Source organism: Phreatobacter oligotrophus (assembly GCF_003046185.1).
Lineage (GTDB): Bacteria > Pseudomonadota > Alphaproteobacteria > Rhizobiales > Phreatobacteraceae > Phreatobacter > Phreatobacter oligotrophus.
This window is the reverse complement of the sequence record NZ_PZZL01000002.1, coordinates 106,722-125,655: the sequence shown is the minus strand read 5'-3', so window position 1 is coordinate 125,655 and position 18,934 is coordinate 106,722. Positions and strand designations below refer to the sequence as shown.

At 69.9% G+C, this 18,934-nt stretch carries 22 protein-coding genes; 10 read left to right on the top strand and 12 right to left on the bottom strand.

Features of this window, described 5'->3' with window-relative positions; all coding sequences use genetic code 11:
- Positions 1-163: 163 nt before the first annotated feature.
- The gene (locus C8P69_RS04545; protein ID WP_108174689.1) at positions 164-1,138 is read right to left on the bottom strand and encodes a Bug family tripartite tricarboxylate transporter substrate binding protein; all 975 of its coding nucleotides are present in this window, start codon (positions 1,136-1,138) and stop codon (positions 164-166) included.
- A 141-nt stretch (positions 1,139-1,279) separates the two neighbouring features.
- Complete coding sequence (locus C8P69_RS04540; RefSeq protein WP_108174688.1) at positions 1,280-2,089, bottom strand: aspartate dehydrogenase; 810 nt, start codon at positions 2,087-2,089, stop codon at positions 1,280-1,282.
- A 209-nt stretch (positions 2,090-2,298) separates the two neighbouring features.
- Here C8P69_RS04540 and C8P69_RS04535 point away from each other — a divergent pair, with 209 nt between their 5' ends.
- On the top strand, positions 2,299-3,291 hold the full coding sequence (locus tag C8P69_RS04535) for a Bug family tripartite tricarboxylate transporter substrate binding protein (RefSeq protein WP_146167286.1): 993 nt from the start codon (positions 2,299-2,301) through the stop codon (positions 3,289-3,291).
- 267 nt (positions 3,292-3,558) lie between these two features.
- Here C8P69_RS04535 and C8P69_RS04530 read toward each other — a convergent pair whose 3' ends face one another.
- Positions 3,559-4,473 carry a sugar kinase gene (locus C8P69_RS04530; RefSeq protein ID WP_108174686.1) on the bottom strand — a complete coding sequence of 305 codons (915 nt, stop codon included), beginning with the start codon at positions 4,471-4,473 and terminating at the stop codon, positions 3,559-3,561.
- 283 nt (positions 4,474-4,756) lie between these two features.
- On the opposite strand from C8P69_RS04530, the gene C8P69_RS04525 reads away from it, so the two are divergent.
- Complete coding sequence (locus C8P69_RS04525) at positions 4,757-5,530, top strand: ferredoxin--NADP reductase (protein ID WP_108174685.1); 774 nt, start codon at positions 4,757-4,759, stop codon at positions 5,528-5,530.
- Positions 5,531-5,610: 80 nt separating this feature from the next.
- Positions 5,611-6,336: a hypothetical protein gene (locus C8P69_RS04520; protein WP_108174684.1), complete on the top strand. Its 726-nt coding sequence runs from the start codon at positions 5,611-5,613 to the stop codon at positions 6,334-6,336.
- A 2-nt stretch (positions 6,337-6,338) separates the two neighbouring features.
- Here C8P69_RS04520 and C8P69_RS04515 read toward each other — a convergent pair whose 3' ends face one another.
- From C8P69_RS04515 to C8P69_RS04505, 4 genes are all read right to left on the bottom strand, one after another.
- Positions 6,339-6,920 (bottom strand): gamma carbonic anhydrase family protein, encoded by a 582-nt coding sequence (locus C8P69_RS04515; protein WP_108174683.1) that lies wholly within the window; start codon positions 6,918-6,920, stop codon positions 6,339-6,341.
- A gap of 71 nt (positions 6,921-6,991) precedes the next feature.
- The gene (locus C8P69_RS23760) at positions 6,992-7,138 is read right to left on the bottom strand and encodes a hypothetical protein (RefSeq protein WP_170118118.1); all 147 of its coding nucleotides are present in this window, start codon (positions 7,136-7,138) and stop codon (positions 6,992-6,994) included.
- A complete protein-coding gene (locus tag C8P69_RS04510) occupies positions 7,135-7,623 on the bottom strand; it encodes a hypothetical protein (protein WP_108174682.1) in 489 nt (162 codons plus the stop codon). The genes C8P69_RS23760 and C8P69_RS04510 overlap by 4 nt, the downstream gene beginning before the upstream one ends.
- Positions 7,624-7,713: 90 nt before the next feature.
- Positions 7,714-9,045: a TIGR03808 family TAT-translocated repetitive protein gene (locus C8P69_RS04505; RefSeq protein WP_108174681.1), complete on the bottom strand. Its 1,332-nt coding sequence runs from the start codon at positions 9,043-9,045 to the stop codon at positions 7,714-7,716.
- Positions 9,046-9,179: 134 nt separating this feature from the next.
- Between C8P69_RS04505 and C8P69_RS04500 the strand changes: the two genes are divergently transcribed.
- On the top strand, positions 9,180-9,932 hold the full coding sequence (locus C8P69_RS04500) for a metallophosphoesterase family protein (RefSeq protein ID WP_108174680.1): 753 nt from the start codon (positions 9,180-9,182) through the stop codon (positions 9,930-9,932).
- Here C8P69_RS04500 and C8P69_RS04495 read toward each other — a convergent pair.
- On the bottom strand, positions 9,881-10,549 hold the full coding sequence (locus C8P69_RS04495) for a pyroglutamyl-peptidase I (protein ID WP_108174679.1): 669 nt from the start codon (positions 10,547-10,549) through the stop codon (positions 9,881-9,883). The genes C8P69_RS04500 and C8P69_RS04495 overlap by 52 nt on opposite strands.
- A 229-nt stretch (positions 10,550-10,778) precedes the next feature.
- A complete protein-coding gene (locus tag C8P69_RS04490; protein WP_108174678.1) occupies positions 10,779-11,957 on the bottom strand; it encodes a pyridoxal phosphate-dependent aminotransferase in 1,179 nt (392 codons plus the stop codon).
- A 168-nt stretch (positions 11,958-12,125) separates the two neighbouring features.
- Here C8P69_RS04490 and C8P69_RS04485 point away from each other — a divergent pair, with 168 nt between their 5' ends.
- Both C8P69_RS04485 and C8P69_RS04480 read left to right on the top strand, forming a co-directional pair.
- Positions 12,126-13,514, top strand: coding sequence for a M48 family metalloprotease (locus C8P69_RS04485; RefSeq protein ID WP_108174677.1), 1,389 nt, complete (start codon positions 12,126-12,128; stop codon positions 13,512-13,514).
- A 10-nt stretch (positions 13,515-13,524) separates the two neighbouring features.
- A complete protein-coding gene (locus C8P69_RS04480; protein ID WP_425440739.1) occupies positions 13,525-14,298 on the top strand; it encodes a DsbA family protein in 774 nt (257 codons plus the stop codon).
- A 227-nt stretch (positions 14,299-14,525) separates the two neighbouring features.
- Here the strand turns inward: C8P69_RS04480 and C8P69_RS04475 are convergent, their stop codons facing one another.
- On the bottom strand, positions 14,526-14,933 hold the full coding sequence (locus C8P69_RS04475; RefSeq protein ID WP_108174675.1) for a nuclear transport factor 2 family protein: 408 nt from the start codon (positions 14,931-14,933) through the stop codon (positions 14,526-14,528).
- 147 nt (positions 14,934-15,080) lie between these two features.
- Between C8P69_RS04475 and C8P69_RS04470 the strand changes: the two genes are divergently transcribed.
- From C8P69_RS04470 to folK, 4 genes are read left to right on the top strand one after another with little or no spacing between them, the layout of a single operon-like run.
- Positions 15,081-15,464 carry a DUF2267 domain-containing protein gene (locus C8P69_RS04470; protein ID WP_108175508.1) on the top strand — a complete coding sequence of 128 codons (384 nt, stop codon included), beginning with the start codon at positions 15,081-15,083 and terminating at the stop codon, positions 15,462-15,464.
- A gap of 57 nt (positions 15,465-15,521) precedes the next feature.
- Positions 15,522-16,367 carry a dihydropteroate synthase gene (gene folP / locus C8P69_RS04465; protein ID WP_108175506.1) on the top strand — a complete coding sequence of 282 codons (846 nt, stop codon included), beginning with the start codon at positions 15,522-15,524 and terminating at the stop codon, positions 16,365-16,367.
- The gene (folB, locus tag C8P69_RS04460; protein WP_108174674.1) at positions 16,364-16,732 is read left to right on the top strand and encodes a dihydroneopterin aldolase; all 369 of its coding nucleotides are present in this window, start codon (positions 16,364-16,366) and stop codon (positions 16,730-16,732) included. Before folP ends, folB begins: the two co-directional genes overlap by 4 nt.
- Positions 16,732-17,226: a 2-amino-4-hydroxy-6-hydroxymethyldihydropteridine diphosphokinase gene (gene folK, locus C8P69_RS04455; protein ID WP_108174673.1), complete on the top strand. Its 495-nt coding sequence runs from the start codon at positions 16,732-16,734 to the stop codon at positions 17,224-17,226. Before folB ends, folK begins: the two co-directional genes overlap by 1 nt.
- On the opposite strand, the gene C8P69_RS04450 is transcribed toward folK, so the two are convergent.
- Complete coding sequence (locus C8P69_RS04450; RefSeq protein WP_108174672.1) at positions 17,223-18,005, bottom strand: class I SAM-dependent methyltransferase; 783 nt, start codon at positions 18,003-18,005, stop codon at positions 17,223-17,225. The two genes, folK and C8P69_RS04450, sit on opposite strands and share 4 nt — an antisense overlap.
- Positions 18,002-18,811, bottom strand: a complete 810-nt coding sequence (locus tag C8P69_RS04445) for a sugar phosphate nucleotidyltransferase (protein ID WP_108174671.1) — start codon at positions 18,809-18,811, stop codon at positions 18,002-18,004. The genes C8P69_RS04450 and C8P69_RS04445 overlap by 4 nt, the downstream gene beginning before the upstream one ends.
- Positions 18,812-18,934 lie beyond the last annotated feature (123 nt).

Genomic DNA, 18,934 nt, shown 5'->3' with positions numbered 1-18,934 from the left:
GCCGGGGAGAAGTGATGCGTCGTCGTCGTCGCGCAAGCCGGGGAGAGGTGATGCGGCGCCGTCGTCGCGCATGCCGGGGAGAGGTGGGACAACGCACTCTCCCCCAACGAAAAAGGCCCGCCGGGTTGGCGGGCCTTTCGCGAAGGGCAATGACGAGCCGCCCTCAGTTCTCCAGCTTGATGTTCGCTTCCGTGACGACGCGGCGCCAGCGCTGCACCTCGGACGAGACGAAGCGGCCGAAGGCCTCGCCCTCCAGCGTCGGGATGTCCGAGCCGTTGCGGGCCCAGGCTTCCTTGATGTTCGGCAGCTCCAGCACGGCGCGGATCTCGCGGCGCATCCGGTCGACGATCGGCTGCGGCGTGCCCTTCACGGCGAAGATGGCGTACCAGGTCGAGACGTCGAAATTGGCGAGGCCCGCCTCCGTCGCCGTCGGCACGTTCGGCACGGCGGGATTGCGCTGGGCAGCCGCCAGGGCGATGCCGTGGATCTGCCCGCCCTGGATCTGCGGCGCCGAGGTGCCGAGGCCGTCGAAGATCATGTCGATCTGGCCGGCGACGAGGTCGGCCATGGCCGGGCCCGCGCCGCGATAGGGCACGTGGCGGATCTGCGTCTGGGTCAGGAGCTTGAACAGTTCGGCCGAGAGGTGATGCGTCGTGCCGATGCCGGCCGAGCCGTAGACGAGGCCATCCGGCTTCGACTTCGCCAGGGCGATCAGCTCGGGCAGCGTCTTCGCCGGCACGCGGCGCGGATTGACCACGAGGATCTGCGGCGGCTGGCCGATGATGGCCACGGGGATGAAGTCCGTCTCGATATTGTAGTCGAGGCGCGGATAGAGCGAGGGCGCGATGGTGTGGTGGGCGGCGCCGACGAGGAAGTAGTAGCCGTCCGGCGTCTGGCGGGAGGCGACGAGCGCGCCGGCCGTGCCGCCGGCACCGGCGCGGTTCTCGATGATGACGCCCTGGCCGAGGCGCTTCTCGAGCTCGGCCGCAAGCGGCCGGGCGAAGGCGTCGGTGCCGCCGCCGGCCGCGAAGGGAACCATGAAGGTGATCGGCCGCTGCGGCCAGGTCTGGGCGTTCGCCGCCGTTCCGGCGACCAGAGTGGACAGGGCGGCGAGGCCGGCCAGCATCAGTTTGCGCATTCGGGTTCCCTCGGGGGTTGTTTCCTGCGGCGGCCCTCGGTCGGGCCGCTCATCCGGTCTGTTCGCCGGTTCAGGAGCGAGACTAGCGTCTCGACCGAGGGTTTCAAGGCCGCGCTGTCGCGTCCCTCTGTCGCTCCGGTATCAGGTTCCGACCCGGACCGGCGCGTTGAGCTTGCGCAGGGCGGCGATGACGGACAGCGCCGTGATGCGGCCGGTCTTCGGGTTCTCCGACGGGATGTTCTCGATGGCGAGCGACAGCTTTGCCGAATCGGAATCGACCTCGATGGCGTGGCAGTTGCGGGTCACCGTCGGGTCCGCCCAGATGTCGATCGTGGTGCGGTCCGGGCCGATGCCGGCGAGCGACAGCGCCACGGCGACATTGACATTGGCCGGGAAGCCCTTGGCCGCCTCGCGCGCCGTGCCGGAGAAGATCAGCGTCGGCTCCTTCACCGCGTCCATGTCGAGGCCCTTCTCGACGAGATAGGGCGCGCCGACCAGGCCCTTCGGCGGCTTGCGGGTGATCATGCGGACCGAATGGATCGTGCCCTCGGCCGCCGCCGTCACCGCGTCGAGGCCGAGCAGCGCGCCGGTCGGCACGATGATCTGGCCGCCATGGGTCTTGGCGAGCTCCATCAGGTGAGGCCGCGGCAGCAGCGCGCCGCAGGAGAGCACCATCACCTTCTTGCCCGCCGTCAGCATCGGCGTGCAGATCTCCTCGATGATGGCGGCGGGCGCGCATTCCACCGCGAGGTCGGCATGGGCGGGGAAGTCGGCGAGCGCCACGATCGGCACGTCGATCCCCTCGGCCGCGAGCCAGGCCTTGGCCTTCGCCTCGTCGCGCGCCGCCACGGCCGTCAGCACCGTGCCGGGAATGGTGCCGCGGGCGATGCGCGCGGCGAGCGTGCGGCCGATGGCGCCGAGGCCGGCAATGGCGATGCGGGTCGTGGTCATGGGGCAACTCCTGAAGGCGGCGGACCATACGGCCTTCGGGAACAAAGGGAAGCCCCGCGCGTCATGGCCTCCATGCGGCGCGGCGACGCGAACCGCGAGGCGATACGGCGCGCGAAGCCGGCTGCGGCGGTCGGACGCTGCCCATCATTTGGGATGGACAAGGCGGGCCATTTCGCCATGATCCGCCGCCTCCGGAGGAGTTTTCCGACATGAAGACCATCGCCCGACGCTCGCTTCTTGCCCTCGCCGCCGCGGCCTCCCTTGCCGCCGCCGCGCCGGCCGCCACCGCCCAGACCTGGCCGGCCCGTCCCGTCACCATGATCATCCCCTTCGCCGCCGGCGGCCCGACCGACGTGCTCGGCCGCATCATGGCGGAGCGGATGTCGCAGATCCTCGGCCAGCAGGTCATTGTCGAGAACGTTGGCGGCGCTGGCGGCATGACCGGCACGGCCCGCGTCTCGCGCGGCAGCCCGGACGGCTACACCTTCGTCCTCGGCACCGTCGGCACCCACGCAGTGAACCAGACGCTCTATGCCCAGCCGCTCTACAATGCCGCGACCGACTTCGCGCCGGTGACGCTGATCGCCGAGGTGCCGCTGATCCTCATCACCCGCAAGGACTTCCCGGCGAACAACCTCCAGGAGTTCATCGCCCAGGTGAAGGCCAACGAGGCGAAGATGCAGTTCGCCTCCGCCGGTCCCGGCTCGGCGGTGCATCTCGGCTGCCTCTACCTCAACTCGGTGATCGGCACGAACGGCGTCACCCACGTGCCCTATCGCGGCTCGGCCCCAGCCATCCAGGACCTCATCTCCGGCCGCGTCGACTACATGTGCGAGATTTCCTCCACCGCGCTCTCCCACATCCAGGGCAATTCGGTGAAGGCGCTGGCGACGCTGACCGCCGCCCGCACGGCCGTGCTGCCCAACCTGCCGACGGCGCAGGAGCAGGGCCTCCAGGGCTTCGAGGCCTATACCTGGAACGCCTTCTTCTTCCACAAGGACACGCCCCCGGCCATCGTCGAGCGCCTGCGTGCCGCCACCATCGAGGCCATGGACACGCCCGCCGTGCGCGAGCGGCTCGAGGGCCTCGGCGCCATCATCGCCGCGCCCCAGCGCCGCGGCGGCGCCTATCTCGACCGTCTCGTGAAGAGCGAGATCGAGAAGTGGGCCGGGCCGATCCGCGCCAGCGGCGTCAGCCAGTAAGCCTCGCCCTCTTTCGGCAGATCTTGGCACCCGGCGGGACAACCGCCGGGTGTTGTCGTTTCAAGGGGGGAACTGAGGCCCCTCGGGCTTCATTCCGAACCACCATCCGTCATGCCCGGGCTTGTCCCGGGCATCCACGAATTGGGTCAAGGGCGGTGGTCAAGTCGTGGATGCCCGCGACAAGCCCGGGCATGACGTGGAACCGGCCGAGCCTCTTCAAACGACGTCACTGAATGCAGCGCTCGGTCGGGCGGGAAGCCCGCCACCTCACCCCATCGCCGCCAGGACCTCCTCGCGGCGGGGGAGCGGGGCCACCGCCCCATAGCCACGCGTCGACAGCGCCGCCGCCACGCAGGCATAGCGCCCAGCGGCGAAGGGATCCTGCGTCCGCAGCCATTCCGCAAGGAACGCCCCGTCGAAACAGTCGCCGGCCCCGGTCGCATCCACCGCGTTCACGCTGATCGACGGGATCACCCGCCGCTCCTGCGGCGTCGCGATGAGCGCGCCCTCCTTGCCGAGCGTCAGCGCGACGATGCGCGAGCCCCCCTCGAGATAGAAATCGCAGATGGCGTCCGGCGTCTCGCGGCCCGTGAGCTGGCGGGCATCGTCCATGCCCGGAAGGGCGATGTCGGCGAGGCGCATGGCGGCATTGGTGACGGCGCGGGCCTTCTCCAGCGGCCAGAGGCGGAGCCTCAGGTTCGTATCGTAGGAGACGGTGACGCCGGCCGCACGCGCCGCGGCAATCGCCGCCAGCACGGCCTCGCTGGCGCTGTCGGAGATGGCCTGCGAGATGCCGGAGACGTGGAGGATCCTGGCCGACCGCACGCGGTCGAGCGGCACATCCGCCGCGGTGATCCGCGCCGCCGCCGAGCCGGAGCGCCGGTAGCTGAAAGCGTGGCCGTCCGGTCCGTGGGTGACGAAGTAGAGGCCGGTATCGCCCCCGGTGACCCGGCGCATCCCCGACGTGTCGACGCCTTCGCGCGCCCAGAGCGCGATGAAATCCTCGCCGAAGGCATCGTCGCCGATGGCGCCGATGACGCCGACGCTCGCCCCCGAGCGGGCGGCCGCAATGGCGCAGTTCGACGTGTCCCCGCCGAAGCCGAACAGGTAATGCGGCTCGCCGGGGCGGGTCTGGTTGAATTCGCCGAGGGCTTCGCCGAAGCAGAGAATGTCGCTGGCCATGTCATGTCCGAAGCATCAGGGGCGGCGAGCATAGGTTGCGACGGGAGGCCGGTGAAGGGTGCACGTGCCGTCCGCTTGCGGGCCGCCGGCGGGGGTCGGGGGGAAAAATCCTCTCCGAAAAGGCCGCCGCGCAAACGCTTGTCGTCGTCTGCGCGCGGATTTGATCCAGCCCGGCGACAAGACTGTTGCGCCGCCTTATGGTCTTGCCTAGTTGGTGCGATGCGGTATCATTCGTGTACGAATGAACCGTATGCGGCGCCAGTCACCCCGGACTTAACAGCCCATGTCGAACCTGAACTCCGAGCGCGTCCTGGACGTGCGGCACTACACGGACCGGCTCTTCTCCTTCAAGACGACCCGCGACCCGTCGTTCCGCTTCGTCAATGGCCAGTTCGTGATGATCGGCCTCGAGGTCGAGGGCAAACCGCTGCTGCGCGCCTATTCGATCGTCTCCTCCAACTACGAGGACAATCTCGAGTTCTTCTCGATCAAGGTGCCGGACGGCCCGCTCACCTCGCGGCTGCAGAACATCAAGGTCGGCGACCAGATCCTGGTCGGCCGCAAGCCCGTCGGCACCCTCGTGCAGGACGCGCTGCTGCCGGGCCGCAATCTCTATCTCTGCGGCACCGGCACGGGCCTCGCCCCCTTCATCAGCGTGGTGAAGGATCCGGAGGTCTATGACCGCTTCGACAATGTCGTGCTGATCCACGGCACCCGCTTCGTCGCCGAGCAGGCCTATGGCGACTACATTGCGCGCGAACTGCCGAACGACGAGCTCATCGGCGAGCTGGTGCGCGACAAGCTGAAATACTACCCGACCGTCACCCGCGAGCCCTTTGTCCACACCGGCCGCATCACCCAGCTCCTCGACGATGGGGCCATCCAGGCCGAGTTCGGCCTTGGGCCTCTCGACAAGGACGCCGACCGGGTGATGATCTGCGGCTCGCCGGCCTTCCTCAAGGACATGGTGGACATGCTGGTCGCCCGCGGTTTCGACGAGGGCGCGATCTCCAAGCCGGGCCATTTCGTCATCGAGAAGGCCTTCGTCGAGAAGTGACGGCCGCCGGGACCCGTTGAACCTTTCGGGTCCCCACACCGACTGACGGGCGAGCCGCCTGTGCGGCGCACCGTCAGGTCATGTCCGAGCATCAGTCCCCATCCGGGCCTTCGCGCCAACCCGCCTCGTCCCTTCGCACCGTCCTGCGCCTTGCCACCGGCATCGCCATGGTCGGGGCGGGCGCAGCCACGGCCGCCTTCGCCGCCCAGACCGGCGCGCTTCTCTTCGCCCGCTGGATCGACCTGGGCTCCGCCGCGGACCGGCTCGCCTTCGCGGGCGCCATGGCGCTCATCGGCGGCATGGCTGGCACCGGGGCCGGGTTCTGGCTCGCGCTCGTCCTGCGGGACCGGGCGCCGACCCCCGCCAAGGCGGTCGCGGCGGCAGCATCCGTCCTCGCCCTCTTCGCCATCGCCGTCGGGCATCTCGCCTTCGCGGTGACGACCGCCCCGCCGCCGGTCCAGACCCTGCTCATCGCCCACATCCGCCTCGGCGGCCAGGCCTGGAGCGGCCTTGCCGTTGCCGCCGCCGGGCCCCGCCTGGAAGCGGCCTCCGATGACCTCCGGCGCGAGGCGCTGGCGGATGGCTCGACCCTCGTCGAGGTGGTCCTGCCGCTACCCGAGCCGGCGGGCCTGCGGGCCGTTCTGGTCCGCAACGAGGGCGCCGATCTCGCCCGTTTCAGCCTCGACCTGCCGGGCGATCCGCCGGCCACCGCCAATTTCAGCCACTGGCTGACGCCCGACCGCCGTGGCGGCGAGGCGGCGACCATGGAGATGCGCTTCCGCATCGAGCGGCGCGTGCGGCGCTGAGATCAGGAGGCGCGGTCGACCCCGAACCGCGCCGCCTCGGCCGCAAGGTCGGCTTTCGCCCAGACCCGGTGCTCGCCGCGGGCGAAGGCCTCCGCGTTCATCCGGTAGAGATGGGCATTGAAGCGGTTGGCGGGGCCTGAATCCCGGGTCGCCTTCACCACCGCGGGAATGCCGGCGACGATGGAGTTCGGCGGCACAATGGTCCCCTCCTTGAGGAAGGCGCCCCCGGCTATGATCGAATTCGCGCCGATGACGCAGCCATCCATGATGGTCGCGCCGATGCCCACCAGCACGTCGTCGCCGATGGTGCAGCCGTGCAGCGTCACGCGGTGGGTGATCGAGCAGTTGCGGCCGACATGGGTCCCCATGCCGTTGCCGACATGGATCATCACGAAGTCCTGGATGTTCGATCCCTCGCCGATCGCCACCTCATAGGCCTCGGCGCGGATGACGACGTTCGGCCAGACCGAGACGCCGGCCGCAAGGCTCACCTTGCCGTAGATGAGCGCGGTCGGGTGGACGAAGGCGTCGGGATCGATGGTGACGAGAGGTCCGCTGCGCGGCGCCTCGGAGCCTCTGAGCATGGTGCTTCCCCGGTGGCCGCCTCTGGCGGGCGGCTCGACGGCACCATGACCGGCGGGGCTGCGGCGGACAATCAGTCCTTGCGGGAGAGGGCGGCCGGCGTCAGCCACTCCACCTCGTGGAGATCGGCGACATCGGCGTCGAAGCTCGCATCGGGCGACAGCGGCGGGGCGACGATGACGGGCAGGGTGGTCTCGTCGGCGGTCATGTTGGCGTTCATGGCCGGGCTCCGGGGCTGGCAGGAGACCGCGGCACCGATCCGGTCACGGTCGGGTTCGCCTGCGCGATGAGGTGGAAGACGAGGGTGCGCATCACCGCGGTGTTCTCCTCCTCGGAGAGCGCGCGCAGATGCGGATAGAGCGGCCGGAAGGCGGCTGTGAGCAACTGGACCAGGGCCGGCGACACGGCCGGGATCTCGTCGGCGGCATAGGTGGCGTAGCTCGTGCGGCCGGCGAGCGCCGCGACCTGCACGAGGATGCGCTCCTCCACCTCGCCGACATTGCGGAACTGGGCGAGCGCGAAGGCGGCGCAGGCCTCCAGCGCGGCTTCGGCGCCGGCGCGCAGATCCGCGTCGGAGATCATCGCTTCGGCGGTGAAGCGGGTGAGGTCGCCGGGTGCGCAGGCCTGCTGGGCCTCGGCACGACCGGACAGGCCCGCAAGGGCGATGACGGCGGAAGCGACGAGAACCTTAGCGAGCGCACGCATCGGGCGCCTCCGGCAGATGGAACCTGCCAGACCGTGCCCTGATCCGGTTAACGGGGTGTTAACGCCCCGTGCCGTCGCGAGTCGCGGGCGTCACCGCACCCGGTTGCCGGAGACGCTGAGCTGGGCGAAGCGGCCGACGCCCTCGCGGGCCATGTCGCCGGTCACCGGGCGCTTCCACTCCATGCCGACCACGGCACCGACGCTCGCGCCCTGCACGAGATTGTCGGCGATGAGCGCCTGGCCCGCCCCCGGCACCACCGACACGGCGATGCCGACCGGGGAGCCCTTGATGACATTGGCGGTCACCGAGAGGTCGCGCATGTACTGGCCCCAGCCGAGCTGGATGCCGGCCGTCGGCGCGCCCTCGATGACATTGGACGAGATCGCGGCATCCGCCTCCGCCGAGATGCCGACGCCGACGACATCATGCGGGTCGGTGCCGGCGGGCCGCCGGTTGACGAGGTTGCGGATGATGTTGCCGTGGATGTTGGCGAGCCGGCCGCCATGGTTGAAATTGGTGGCGACGATGCCGAGCGCCGCGCCGTCGATGATGTTGTTGGCGACGACAGCGCCCTCGAAGCCGAATTCGATATAGACGGCGACCTCGCCGAGGGAGGCGCAGCTGTTGCCGGTCACCGCCACGTTGGCGGCGCCGTTCGCCCGCACCGCCGAGAAGGCGGCCCCGCGGATGCGGTTGCCGGTAATGGTGACGTTGCCGGCGCGGAAGACGTTGATGGCATTGCCGTTCTGGCCGGAGCCGCCGTCGCGCGCGCCGATCTCCTCAATGCGGTTGCCCTCGACGATGGTGCCGTCGTCGCCGGCGATGGTGCGCCAGACGAGGATGCCGTTATTGGCGGCGGAGCGGATGGTGTTCTGGGTGAGGGTGAGGCCGCGGCTGTCGAGCGCGACGATGGCCGCCTTGGCGACGCCCGAGACGGTGTTGCCGCGCACCAGGCCCTCGATGCCCTCCAGCACGATGCCGTGGTGGCTGGAGCCGGCGATCTCGCAATCCTCGAGGCGCACGCCGCGGCCATGCTCCAGCACGACCAGGCCGCGCTTCTCGGGCAGCGGCCGGCCATTGCCCTCGATGACGAGGCCGGAGAGCGTCACCATGTCGGCGCGCGGGGCGACGAGGCAGCCCGTCCCGCCCTGGAACACCAGCCGCGTCGCGCCGCGCACGCCCATGATCTGGGTGTTGGCGGGAAGCCGGACCTCGCCGACCTTGTAGGCGCCGGGCGCGAGGCGCAGCGGCATCCGCGAGCCGGCGGCGGTCTCGACGGCACGCTGCAGGGCGCGCGTCTGGTCCTCTGGGGCGCCCGGCTTCAGGCCGAAGGCGGAACCGTCGAGGACGGAGGCGCGGGCGGACACGGGCAGCGCCAGGGTGGCGGCGGCGGCGAGGAGCAGGGAACGGCGGGCAAGCATGGAGGCCTCCGGGTTTGCTCGATCCACCGCAAGCCCCGTGCCGCCGCCGGTTGTGCCGGAATGGGATGCAGCGATGGCGGTTGTCCGGCCGCCGGGCCGGCCCGATGGTGGGCCCTCCCATCAGGACCTTCCGCATGCGCCTCGCCGCCATCGCCGACATCCACGGCAATCTCCTCGCCCTCGACGCCGTTCTCGCCGACATCGCCGCCCGCGGCGTCGACCTCACCGTCAATCTGGGCGACTGCGTCTCAGGTCCGCTCTGGCCGGCCGAGACGGCGGCGCGGCTCATGGCGCTCGGCCTGCCGACGGTGCGCGGCAACCACGACCGATGGGTCATCGAGGCCGAGGGCGAGGCGCTCTATTTCTCGGACAAGCTCGCCCGCGAGCAGCTGGGCGAGGCCCAACGCGCCTGGCTCGCCGGCCTGCCGATGAGCCTCGACCTTAATGTCGGCGGCGTTGCCGTTCGCCTGTTCCATGCGACGCCCGCCGACGACAACACCTATCTCATGGAGGACAAGCAGGGCGGTCGCCTCGTCCAGTCGGACGCGCCGGTGATCCGCAGCCGCCTCGGCGATCTTGGGGGTACGCGCCTCGTGCTCTGCGGCCACAGCCACCTGCCGCGGTTGCTGACGCTCGACGGCCTGACGGTGGTCAATCCCGGAAGCGTCGGCCAGCCCGCCTATTCGGATCCGACGCCGCCCGACGCCCATGTCTCCGAGGCCGGCTCGCCTCACGCCCGCTACGCCATCGTGACCCTGCGCGACGGCGCGGTCGCTGCCGTCGACGGCATCGCTGTCGCCTATGAGTGGGAGGCCGCCGCCCGGCAGGCCGAGGTCTATGGCCGGGCAGAGTGGGCGAGGGGCCTGCGCAGTGGCTTCGTGAAATAGGCGGAGCGTCCGGTGATGGCCGCCGCCGCCTCGCGTGCCACCGCCGCGAGGTCGGCCGTCGTCATCCGCCGCGTGAAGGCGCCGCGGGCGGATCGCCCCATGGGAAGCGGCAGCGGCACATGGACGAAGAGCGCCCGCTTCACCTCGTGGCGCGCCACCGCCTCCAGCGCCAGCCAGTAGGAGAAATTGCAGAGATAGTCCCCTGCCGAGGGCGAGGGGCGGGCGTTGAGTCCGGCGCGCCGCAGCCGCGCCACCAGCGGTCCGCAGGCAAAGCCGGTCGGCACCCGCCAGGCCGCGTCGGCGCGGATGTCTGCGCTCGCGTGGAAGGCGCCGGAGGCGTCCGGCACCCGCCGCGTCGTGACATTGTGGGCGTGCTTCTCGATGCGGACATGGCCGGTGCGGCCGGCGAGGCCGAAGAGCAGCACCGCGTCCGGCCTGTGGCGGGCGATGAGTGCGGGCAGGTCGCGCTCGACCTCGGCATAGACCGTGTTGAACACGTGCCCGACGATGCGGACGCCGGGCAGGCGCAGGGCCGTCACCGCCTTGACCATCGCGGGTGTCGGATTGCGCTCCCAGCCGGGGAAGGGGCCGAAGCCGGTGACGAGAAGGGTGGTCATGGTCAGGTCTCGCAGGGAGCCTCACTCGACCCTATCCGCCCCAGCTTGGGCAAGGGGCCTTGGGCGACTGGACCGTCTGGGTACTTGGCGCCACGGTTCCGTCATGCCCGGGCTTGTCCCGGGCATCCACGAATGAGTCGAAGGGCGGTGGTCAAGTCGTGGACACCCGGGACAAGCCCGGGCATGACGATGAGGCCAGCGCGAGCCCGGCCGGATCGTGGCGGTCGCTCTACTTCAACCACTGACCCAGCCGCCGCACTGCCTCCTCCATGTCCGCCGTCGAGCCGGCGAAGGAGAAGCGGATGGCATGCATCCCGCCATAGGGGTCGAAATCCGGGCCCGGCGTCGCGGCAATGCCGGTCTCGGCCAGCATCCGCCTGGCAAAGTCCAGGCTGTCGTTCGTGTACTTCGCGACGTCCGCATAGACGTAGAAGGCCCCGTCCACGGGCAGCAGCCGGTCGAGCCCGGCCCTCGGCAGCCCGTCCAGCAGCACGCGCCGGTTGGCGGCATAGCCCGCCTTGATGACCTCGAGCTCGGCGGTCGCGTCGAAGGCGGCCAGCGCCGCCACCTGAGAGAGCTGCGGCGCCGAGATGAAGAGGTTCTGCGCCAGGCACTCCACCGAACGGGCAAGGCTCTCCGGCACCACCATCCAGCCGATGCGCCAACCGGTCATGCAGTAGTACTTGGAGAAGGAGTTGATCACGACCACGTCGTCGCTCGTCTCCAGCGCCGTGTGGCAGGGCATCTCGTAGGAGAGGCCGTGATAGATCTCGTCGGAGATGAAGCGGATGCCGAGGTCCCGCGAGGCCTCGATCAGCGCCTTCAGCGCCTCGGGCGTCATCATCGTGCCGGTCGGATTGGCGGGGCTGGCGATGAGGATGCCGTCGAGCTTCTTGCGGGCGTGCTCGGCGGCGAGCATGTCCGGCGTCACCGCCCAGCGCGTCGCCGCGGTCGTCTCGATGAAGACGACCTCGCAGCCCAGCGCCTCCAGGATGTTCTTGTAAGCGGGGTAGCCGGGGCTGGCGATGGCCACCCGCGCGCCATGCTCGAACAGGGCGAGGAAGGATAGGATGAAGGCCGAGGACGAGCCCATCGTCACGGCGATCCGGCCGATAGGCACCTCGACCCCATGGGTCTCGGCATAGTGGCGGGCGATGCGCTGGCGCAGGTCCGGGATGCCAAGGGCCAGCGTGTAGCCGATCTGGCCCTGCATGAGCGCCTTGGCCGCCGCCTCGCGGATGGAGAGCGGGGTCGGGGCGGCCGGCTGGCCGACCTCCATGTGGATGACGCTTTTGCCCTCGGCTTCGGCCTTGGCGGCCGCCGTCATCACGTCCATGACGAGAAAAGGCGCCACGGAGCCGCGCCGGGTCGGCGTCAGCAGCGAGAGGGCGGTATCGATGCGCGACATGGCGATTTCGTCCTGCGAGGGCGTCGGGCGTCATGGTTTCGCCCGCTTGGGCGCTCATGAGAGCGCGACAGCGCCTATCACAGCCGACGCGACCGGTCACGGCCTCGCCGGGTCGTGACCAGGCGCAACGTTGACCCTCGCCGACCGGCTCCTTAAGGATTCGGCCCCATGACCATGCGCATGCCCTTGCGATCGACCGCCCGGCTGGCCATCGCGGCCCTGACCGGCCTGCTGGCGGTTGTGCCGGCGCGCGCGCAGATGCCGGCCGGCCTGCCGATCATCCGCGACACCGAGATCGAGAACCTGCTGCGCGACTATGCCCGGCCGCTGTTCCGTGTCGCCAATGTCGGCGGCAGCCAGACCAACGTCGTCATTGTCAACAGCCGCGCCTTCAACGCCTTCGTCGCCAATGGCCGCCGCATCTTCATCAATGCCGGCGCCATCCTCGACAGCCGCAGCCCCAATGAGCTCATCGGCGTCATGGCCCACGAGACCGGCCATATCGCCGGCGGCCATCTCGCCCGCCTGCGCGAGGCCGTCGAGCGCGCCCAGGTCATCGCCGCCATCGGCATGCTGGTGGGCGCGGCCGGAGTTGCGGCTGGTGCCGCGAGCGGCGGCGCCCGCAGCAGCGGCGTCGGCGAGGCGGCGCCGGGCGCCATCACCGCCGGCGCGCAGATCGGCATGCGCTCGCTCCTGTCCTACCAGCGTGGCGAGGAGGCGGCCGCCGATCGCGCCGCCATCACCTATCTCAACGCCACCGGCCAGTCCGCCAAGGGCATGGTCGAGACCTTCCGGCGCCTGCACAACGAGAGCATGTTCATCGCCCGGCATGTCGACCCCTATGCGGTCAGCCATCCCATGCCGGCCGACCGCATCGCCATCATCGAGCCGCTGGCCAAGGCGAGCCCCCATTACAACCGCACCGATCCGCCGGCCCTCGAGGCCCGCCACCAGCTGGCGCGGGCCAAGCTCGCCGGCTTCCTCGACCGCTCCGACGCCATCGTCCGGCGCTACCCGCCCTCCGACACCTCGCTGCCGGCGCGCTATGCCCGCACCATCCAGATGTTCCGCTTCGGCGACCGCAACCGCGCCGCCGCCATGGCCGACGACCTCATCCGCTCGCAGCCGAACAACCCCTATTTTCACGAGATCAAGGGCCAGATTCTCTTGGAGACCGGCCAGCCCGCCGCCGCCATCCCGGCCCTGCGGCGCGCCGTGGCCCTGGCGCCGAATTCCGGCCTGATCCGCATCATGCTCGGCCATGCCCTCGTTGCTTCCGGCAACAATGCCGTGCTGGACGAGGCCATCCGCGAATTGCGCCTCGCGCTGCAGGCCGAGCCGGAGGCCGGCGACGGCTATCGCCAGCTCGCCATCGCCTATGGCCGCAAGAACGACCGCGGCCAGGCAGATCTCGCCGCCGCACAGGCCGCGTATCACTCCGGCGACGTCCAGACGGCCCGCGGCCTCGCCCGCCGCGCCCAGGGGTCCCTACCCACGGGATCGCCGGGCTGGCTGATCGCCGAGGACATCTTCAATCAGCGCCAGCGGCGCAACTAAGGACATGTTCATGTTCAAGCGCCTGATCGCTCCGGCCCTCGCGGCCCTTTTCGCCCTTGCCGCGCCCGTGATGGCGCAGGCGCCTGAGGCCAGCCCCGCCGAGCGGCAGCGGATCGAAGCCATCGTGCGCGAGTACCTGCTGCGCAATCCCGAGATCCTGCAGGAGGCGCTGGTCGAGTTGGAGAAGCGCCAGGCCCAGGCTGAGGACCGCGCCCGGGCCGCGGCCTTCGCCGCCAACCGCGATGCGCTCTACCGCTCGCCGAACCAGATCGTGCTCGGCAACCCGCAGGGTGACATCACCCTGGTCGAGTTCTTCGATTACAACTGCGGCTTCTGCAAGCGCGCGCTCCCCGAGATGATGGAGCTGCTGCGTTCGGATTCGCGCCTGCGCGTCGTCCTCAAGGATTTCCCGGTGCTCGGTCCCGGCTCCATCGAGGCCGCCAATGTCGCCGTGGCGCTGAAGATGCAGCTCGCCGCGCCCAAGTACCTCGAATTTCACCAGAAGCTGCTCGGCGGCCGCGGCCAGGCCAATGGCGCCCGCGCCCTCGAGGTCGCCCGCGAGGTCGGCGCCGACATGGCGCGCCTGCAGCGCGACATGCAGTCGCCGCAGGTGCAGCAGGTGCTCGCCGAGAACATGCGCCTCGCCGAGCTGCTGCGCATCAACGGCACGCCGACCTATGTGGTGGGCGAGGAGGTCGTGGTCGGCGCCGTGGGTCTTGAGAAGCTGCGCGAGAACCTCGTCCGCGCCCGCGTCGCCTGCGCCGCCCAGCCGAACATGTGCTGAAACCAGAGATGCCAAAGGGGACCGCGAGGTCCCCTTTGGTTCGTAGTTCCCTTGCGGGAAGCGGACACGCTCTCGCGCGCCGTAAGTAGCAACATTATAGCCGCGCGGCCTCTCCCTTGGGAAGTCGCACCAGTAAAGCTGGCGAACCTTCGGCGCTGATTTGAGGCGGGGCGGGATGCGCGGCGGCGGATCGGACGTGTCCTCCATTCACACCGCCCGCCCGCGTCTCACCGCGTCTCGTAGCGATAGGCCTTCGAGACGATCCGCCAGCCATCCGTCAGTTTCAGCAGGACGAGATAGTCGGTGAAGAAGCGCGGCGGCAGGGCGCAATGCACCTTCACGAAGGCGGTGCTCTCGTCCGACCGGTCGACCGTCACGATGAAATCGTGCCGCGCATGGCCCTGCGACTTGGCCGAGGGGCGCTTGGCGACACGGTCGAGCCAGTCCTGGTAGCCGATCATCTGGAACTCGCCGTTCTCCTGCCAGCGCAGGTCGGCGGTGGGGTGGAAGGCGGCGCCGAGCTTGGCGACATCGCCCTCATGCAGGCCGTCGAAATAGAGCTGCACCACCGCCTCGACGCTGGAGCGGTCATAGGCGGGCGTGGTGCTGGTCGGGATCGGGCTGGCGACTGTCATGGTCCTGTTTCCTCCACGGTCTAGGCCCCGAGTGAAGCACATCGCCACGGGCGGCGGAACGTCGCTTGCCGCAGGTTCGACCCTTGGCCATAGTGCGCCGCAACGGGCGGGGCCGTTTGCCATCCGCCGCATCGGGAGACGATCATGATCCAGGACCTCATCACCCGCGTCGCCGCCGCCGCTGGCCTCGACGAGGGCCTCGCCGCCAAGGCCGTGGGCATGATCCTTGGCTTCCTGCAGAAGGAAGGCCCGCAGGAGCAGGTTCAGCAGATGCTCGCCGCGCTGCCCGGCGCCACCGACCTCATCGCCCAGAGCGAGGGCGGCGGTGGCGGCGGCCTGATGGGCATGATGGGCGGCCTGATGGGCGGCGGCATCATGGGCCTCGGCGCCAACCTGATGGGCGCCGGCCTCGACATGGGCCAGATCTCCACGGTCGGCAAGGAGCTCATGGCCTTCGGCCGCGAGAACGCTGGCGAGGATGTGATGGGCCAGATCGTCGCCAACACCCCCGGCCTGTCGCAGTTCGTCTGAGACCTCGCCTCCCGGGTTGTTGACAGCCGGGCGGGGATGGCGTCCAAGCCTGCCGCCATGACCGCAATCCCCGCTTCTGCCCCGGCCGCCGCCGGGCCGCTCGCCCGCTTCCTGCGGGCCGACCGGCCGGCGGTCATGGGCATTCTCAACGTCACGCCCGATTCCTTCTCCGACGGCGGCCAGTTCTTCGACCCGGCCGTCGCCATCCGCCACGCCGAGCAGATGGCGGCCGACGGCGCGGACATTCTCGACATCGGCGCGGAATCGACCCGGCCCTATCCCGGCCAGAAGCCGGTGGACCGCGACGCGGAGATTGCCCGCCTCGCGCCGGTCCTTCCTGCCGTCATCCGCCTGGGGCTTCCCGTCTCCATCGACACGATCAAGGCCGATGTCGCCCGCTGGGCCCTCGACCAGGGGGCGGTGATCGTCAACGATGTCTGGGGCCTGCAGCGCGACCCCGCCATGGCGCCGCTGGTGGCCGAACGCGGGGTGCCCGTCATCGTCATGCACAACCGTGACGACGCCGACCCGGCCATCGACATCGTCGCCGACATGGTCGCCTTCCTCGCCCGCTCCGTCGCCATTGCGGAAGGCTCCGGCATTGCCCGCGACCGCATCGCCGTCGATCCCGGTATCGGCTTCGGCAAGACGCCGGACCAGAGCATCGAAGCGCTGGCAAAGGTGAAAGCGCTGCACCAGCTTGGCCTGCCGATCCTCGTCGGCGCGTCGCGCAAGCGCTTCATCGACCGCATCGACCCCTCTCCCGTCACCGCGCGGATCGGCGGCTCGCTCGCCGCCCATCTGCATGCGGCCGAGGCCAGGGCCGCCATCATCCGCGCCCATGACGTGCGCGAAACCGTGCAGGCGCTGAAGGTGCGCTCGGCACTGGGAGCCGCCGCATGAACGACCGCATCTTCCTCAAGGGCCTGCTGGTCCATGCCCATCACGGCTTGCTCTCCCACGAGAGCGAGGTCGGCCAGCGCTTCGTCATCGATCTCGACATGGAGATTGACCTCGCCCGCGCTGCCGCGAGCGACCATCTCGCCGACACGGTCTCCTATGCCGATGTGGCTGAGGTGACGCTGAGCACCTTCAAGGCGCGCAATTTCAAGCTGCTGGAGGCGGCCGCCGGCGCCGTGGCCGAGGCGATCCTGTCCGCCTTTCCCGCCATCGCGGCGATCACCGTCACCGTCCACAAGCCGCATGCCCCCATCGCCGCCATCTTCGGCGATGTGGGGGTCACCATGACCCGCCGGCGCGCTGCCTGATGGCGCTCGCGCTCCTCGGCCTTGGCGGCAATGTCGGTGACGTGCGCGCAACGCTCGACCGCGCTGTGGCGGACTTCTGCGATGGCGCGGCGGTGAAGATGCTCGCCCGCTCCTCCGACTATGAGACGCCGCCCTGGGGCGTCACCGACCAGCCGGCCTTCGTGAACCTCTGCCTGAAGGTCGAGACCGCGCTCGCGCCCCGTGACCTGCTCGCCCGCGCGCTCGCCGTCGAGGCTGCGCTCGGTCGCGACCGCGCCACCGGGCGGCGCTGGGGGCCCCGTCCCGTCGATATCGACATCCTCGCCTATGGCGACCTTGTCCTGCGCGAGGACGACCTGACCCTGCCGCACCCGCGCATGGCCGAGCGCGCCTTCGTGCTGGTGCCGCTGCTGGAGATCGCGCCGGACTGGCGGATCGGCGAGGCAACGGTGCGGGAGCTTGCGGCGCGGATCGACGCCACCGGCGTCACCCGCCTGCCGCCGCGTGGCCTTTAGGCGAAGCTCACCCGCGTCTTGCCCGCGGGGCTGACGCGGATGTGGGCCGCCGGCAGCATCTGCGGCATGACCTCGACGAAGCCGATGTCGGAGGCGTCGATGGCCGCATCGAGCGCCTTTGCGACGGCTGAACCCTCCCGGGCGATGATCAGGTCGCTCATGTCCGTGCTGGTGAGCGCGATGGGCGTGAAATCCGCCCGCTTCATGAAGTTTCCGACGGCCTCCAGCACGCCGAGGTTCTGGTTCATGCCCTTCTGGCTGTGGCAGCAATCGTTCAGCATCATCACGCCGTCGGCCGACAGCAGGTGCTGGTAGTAGAGCAGGTCGCGCAGCACATATTCGTATTGGTGGTTGGCATCGACATAGATGAAGTCGAAGGCCCCATCCCCGTGACTGTCGCGCACCTGCGCGAAGCCGGAGATCGTGTCGGCGCGGATGATCTCGACATCGCCGCGACCGGCGAAGCGCTGGCAGGCCGTCTCGTAGGTCCGGTCGAAGGTCGCCTGGTCGGAGAGGCTGCCGCCGAAATAGCGCTCGAAGGCGGTGAGCGGCAGGATCCAGGGCGGCAGCTTGTCGAAATGCGAATAGGTGGCGAGCGCCTCCGCGCTCCAGGCATCGACCAGCACGCTGTGGCGTGGCCTCAACGCCTCCATCAGGCGCAGGGCATTGTCGCCCTTGTGCACGCCGAGTTCGATCATGGCGGGGCGGCGTCCGGCCGCAGCAAAGACCTCGCCGACAATGTCGTAGAGCCGCGCGCGCCCGCAATCGACGACCTTCATGACGCCATCAGCTCCGGCGAGGCCGTGCCGGCGAGGGGAGGGCGCATCCACGGCGCATCGCCGTTCTCCCACAGGCCCTCCAGCAGCTTCAGCGCGCGCAGCGTGTCGGCGGCGAGCCAGAAGCCTTCGTGCCGGTAGCCGCCGAGGCGCTTTTCCTGCGTCAGCGTCTCGAACAGGCCATTGAGGGTCGCGCCATCGCCGGCCATTGCCGGATGGTCGAAGACGGCGGGGTCGAAGACGGCGAAGCCGCCATTGATCCAGCCCTCGCCGATCTGCGGCTTCTCGACGAAGCCCGCGACCTTGTCGCCATCGAAGCGGATGCCGCCGAAGCGCGAGGGCGGGCGCACGGCGGTGACCGTCACCAGGTGGCCGCGGCGGCGGTGCTGCTCGACGACGGCGGCGACATCGACATCGCTGACGCTGTCGCCATAGGTGACGATGAAGGGTTCGGCCTCGAGGAGCGGCCGCAGCCGCGCGACGCGCCCGCCGGTCTCCGTGTGAGCGCCCGTATCAACGATGCGCACCCGCCAGTCATCGTCGGCGCCGCCCGAGCGGGCGACATGGCCGCGCCCCGCGTCGATCTCGAGATCCCCGGCCGTGTCGACGGCATCGAGGAAGAAGCGCTTGATCTTGTCTCCCTGCGACCCGGCAGCGACGATGAAATCGTCGAAGCCCTGCAGGCGGAAGCTGCGCATGATGTGCCAGAGGATCGGCCGTCCGCCGATCTCCAGCATGGGTTTCGGCGCGAGGTCGCCATCGGACGCCATGCGCGTGCCGCCGCCGCCGGCCAGGATCACTACCTTCATGCGAACCCCGCTGCAGCCTGTGGTTTCGCTCCAGATGTGCGGCGATCATGGTTAACGGGCGGTAAAGGCATCGCCCCGTTCCGGCGAGGCGCCCCGCTCCGCCCAAAGGACGCCTTCCTGTCG

Coding starts and splice junctions, on each gene's coding strand:
- C8P69_RS04545 (WP_108174689.1), bottom strand. CDS start 1,138: ATGCGCAAACTGATGCTGGCCGGCCTCGCCGCCCTGTCCACTCTGGTC.
- C8P69_RS04540 (WP_108174688.1), bottom strand. CDS start 2,089: ATGACCACGACCCGCATCGCCATTGCCGGCCTCGGCGCCATCGGCCGC.
- C8P69_RS04535 (WP_146167286.1), top strand. CDS start 2,299: ATGAAGACCATCGCCCGACGCTCGCTTCTTGCCCTCGCCGCCGCGGCC.
- C8P69_RS04530 (WP_108174686.1), bottom strand. CDS start 4,473: ATGGCCAGCGACATTCTCTGCTTCGGCGAAGCCCTCGGCGAATTCAAC.
- C8P69_RS04525 (WP_108174685.1), top strand. CDS start 4,757: ATGTCGAACCTGAACTCCGAGCGCGTCCTGGACGTGCGGCACTACACG.
- C8P69_RS04520 (WP_108174684.1), top strand. CDS start 5,611: ATGTCCGAGCATCAGTCCCCATCCGGGCCTTCGCGCCAACCCGCCTCG.
- C8P69_RS04515 (WP_108174683.1), bottom strand. CDS start 6,920: ATGCTCAGAGGCTCCGAGGCGCCGCGCAGCGGACCTCTCGTCACCATC.
- C8P69_RS23760 (WP_170118118.1), bottom strand. CDS start 7,138: ATGAACGCCAACATGACCGCCGACGAGACCACCCTGCCCGTCATCGTC.
- C8P69_RS04510 (WP_108174682.1), bottom strand. CDS start 7,623: ATGCGTGCGCTCGCTAAGGTTCTCGTCGCTTCCGCCGTCATCGCCCTT.
- C8P69_RS04505 (WP_108174681.1), bottom strand. CDS start 9,045: ATGCTTGCCCGCCGTTCCCTGCTCCTCGCCGCCGCCGCCACCCTGGCG.
- C8P69_RS04500 (WP_108174680.1), top strand. CDS start 9,180: ATGCGCCTCGCCGCCATCGCCGACATCCACGGCAATCTCCTCGCCCTC.
- C8P69_RS04495 (WP_108174679.1), bottom strand. CDS start 10,549: ATGACCACCCTTCTCGTCACCGGCTTCGGCCCCTTCCCCGGCTGGGAG.
- C8P69_RS04490 (WP_108174678.1), bottom strand. CDS start 11,957: ATGTCGCGCATCGATACCGCCCTCTCGCTGCTGACGCCGACCCGGCGC.
- C8P69_RS04485 (WP_108174677.1), top strand. CDS start 12,126: ATGACCATGCGCATGCCCTTGCGATCGACCGCCCGGCTGGCCATCGCG.
- C8P69_RS04480 (WP_425440739.1), top strand. CDS start 13,525: ATGTTCAAGCGCCTGATCGCTCCGGCCCTCGCGGCCCTTTTCGCCCTT.
- C8P69_RS04475 (WP_108174675.1), bottom strand. CDS start 14,933: ATGACAGTCGCCAGCCCGATCCCGACCAGCACCACGCCCGCCTATGAC.
- folP (WP_108175506.1), top strand. CDS start 15,522: ATGACCGCAATCCCCGCTTCTGCCCCGGCCGCCGCCGGGCCGCTCGCC.
- folB (WP_108174674.1), top strand. CDS start 16,364: ATGAACGACCGCATCTTCCTCAAGGGCCTGCTGGTCCATGCCCATCAC.
- folK (WP_108174673.1), top strand. CDS start 16,732: ATGGCGCTCGCGCTCCTCGGCCTTGGCGGCAATGTCGGTGACGTGCGC.
- C8P69_RS04450 (WP_108174672.1), bottom strand. CDS start 18,005: ATGAAGGTCGTCGATTGCGGGCGCGCGCGGCTCTACGACATTGTCGGC.
- C8P69_RS04445 (WP_108174671.1), bottom strand. CDS start 18,811: ATGAAGGTAGTGATCCTGGCCGGCGGCGGCGGCACGCGCATGGCGTCC.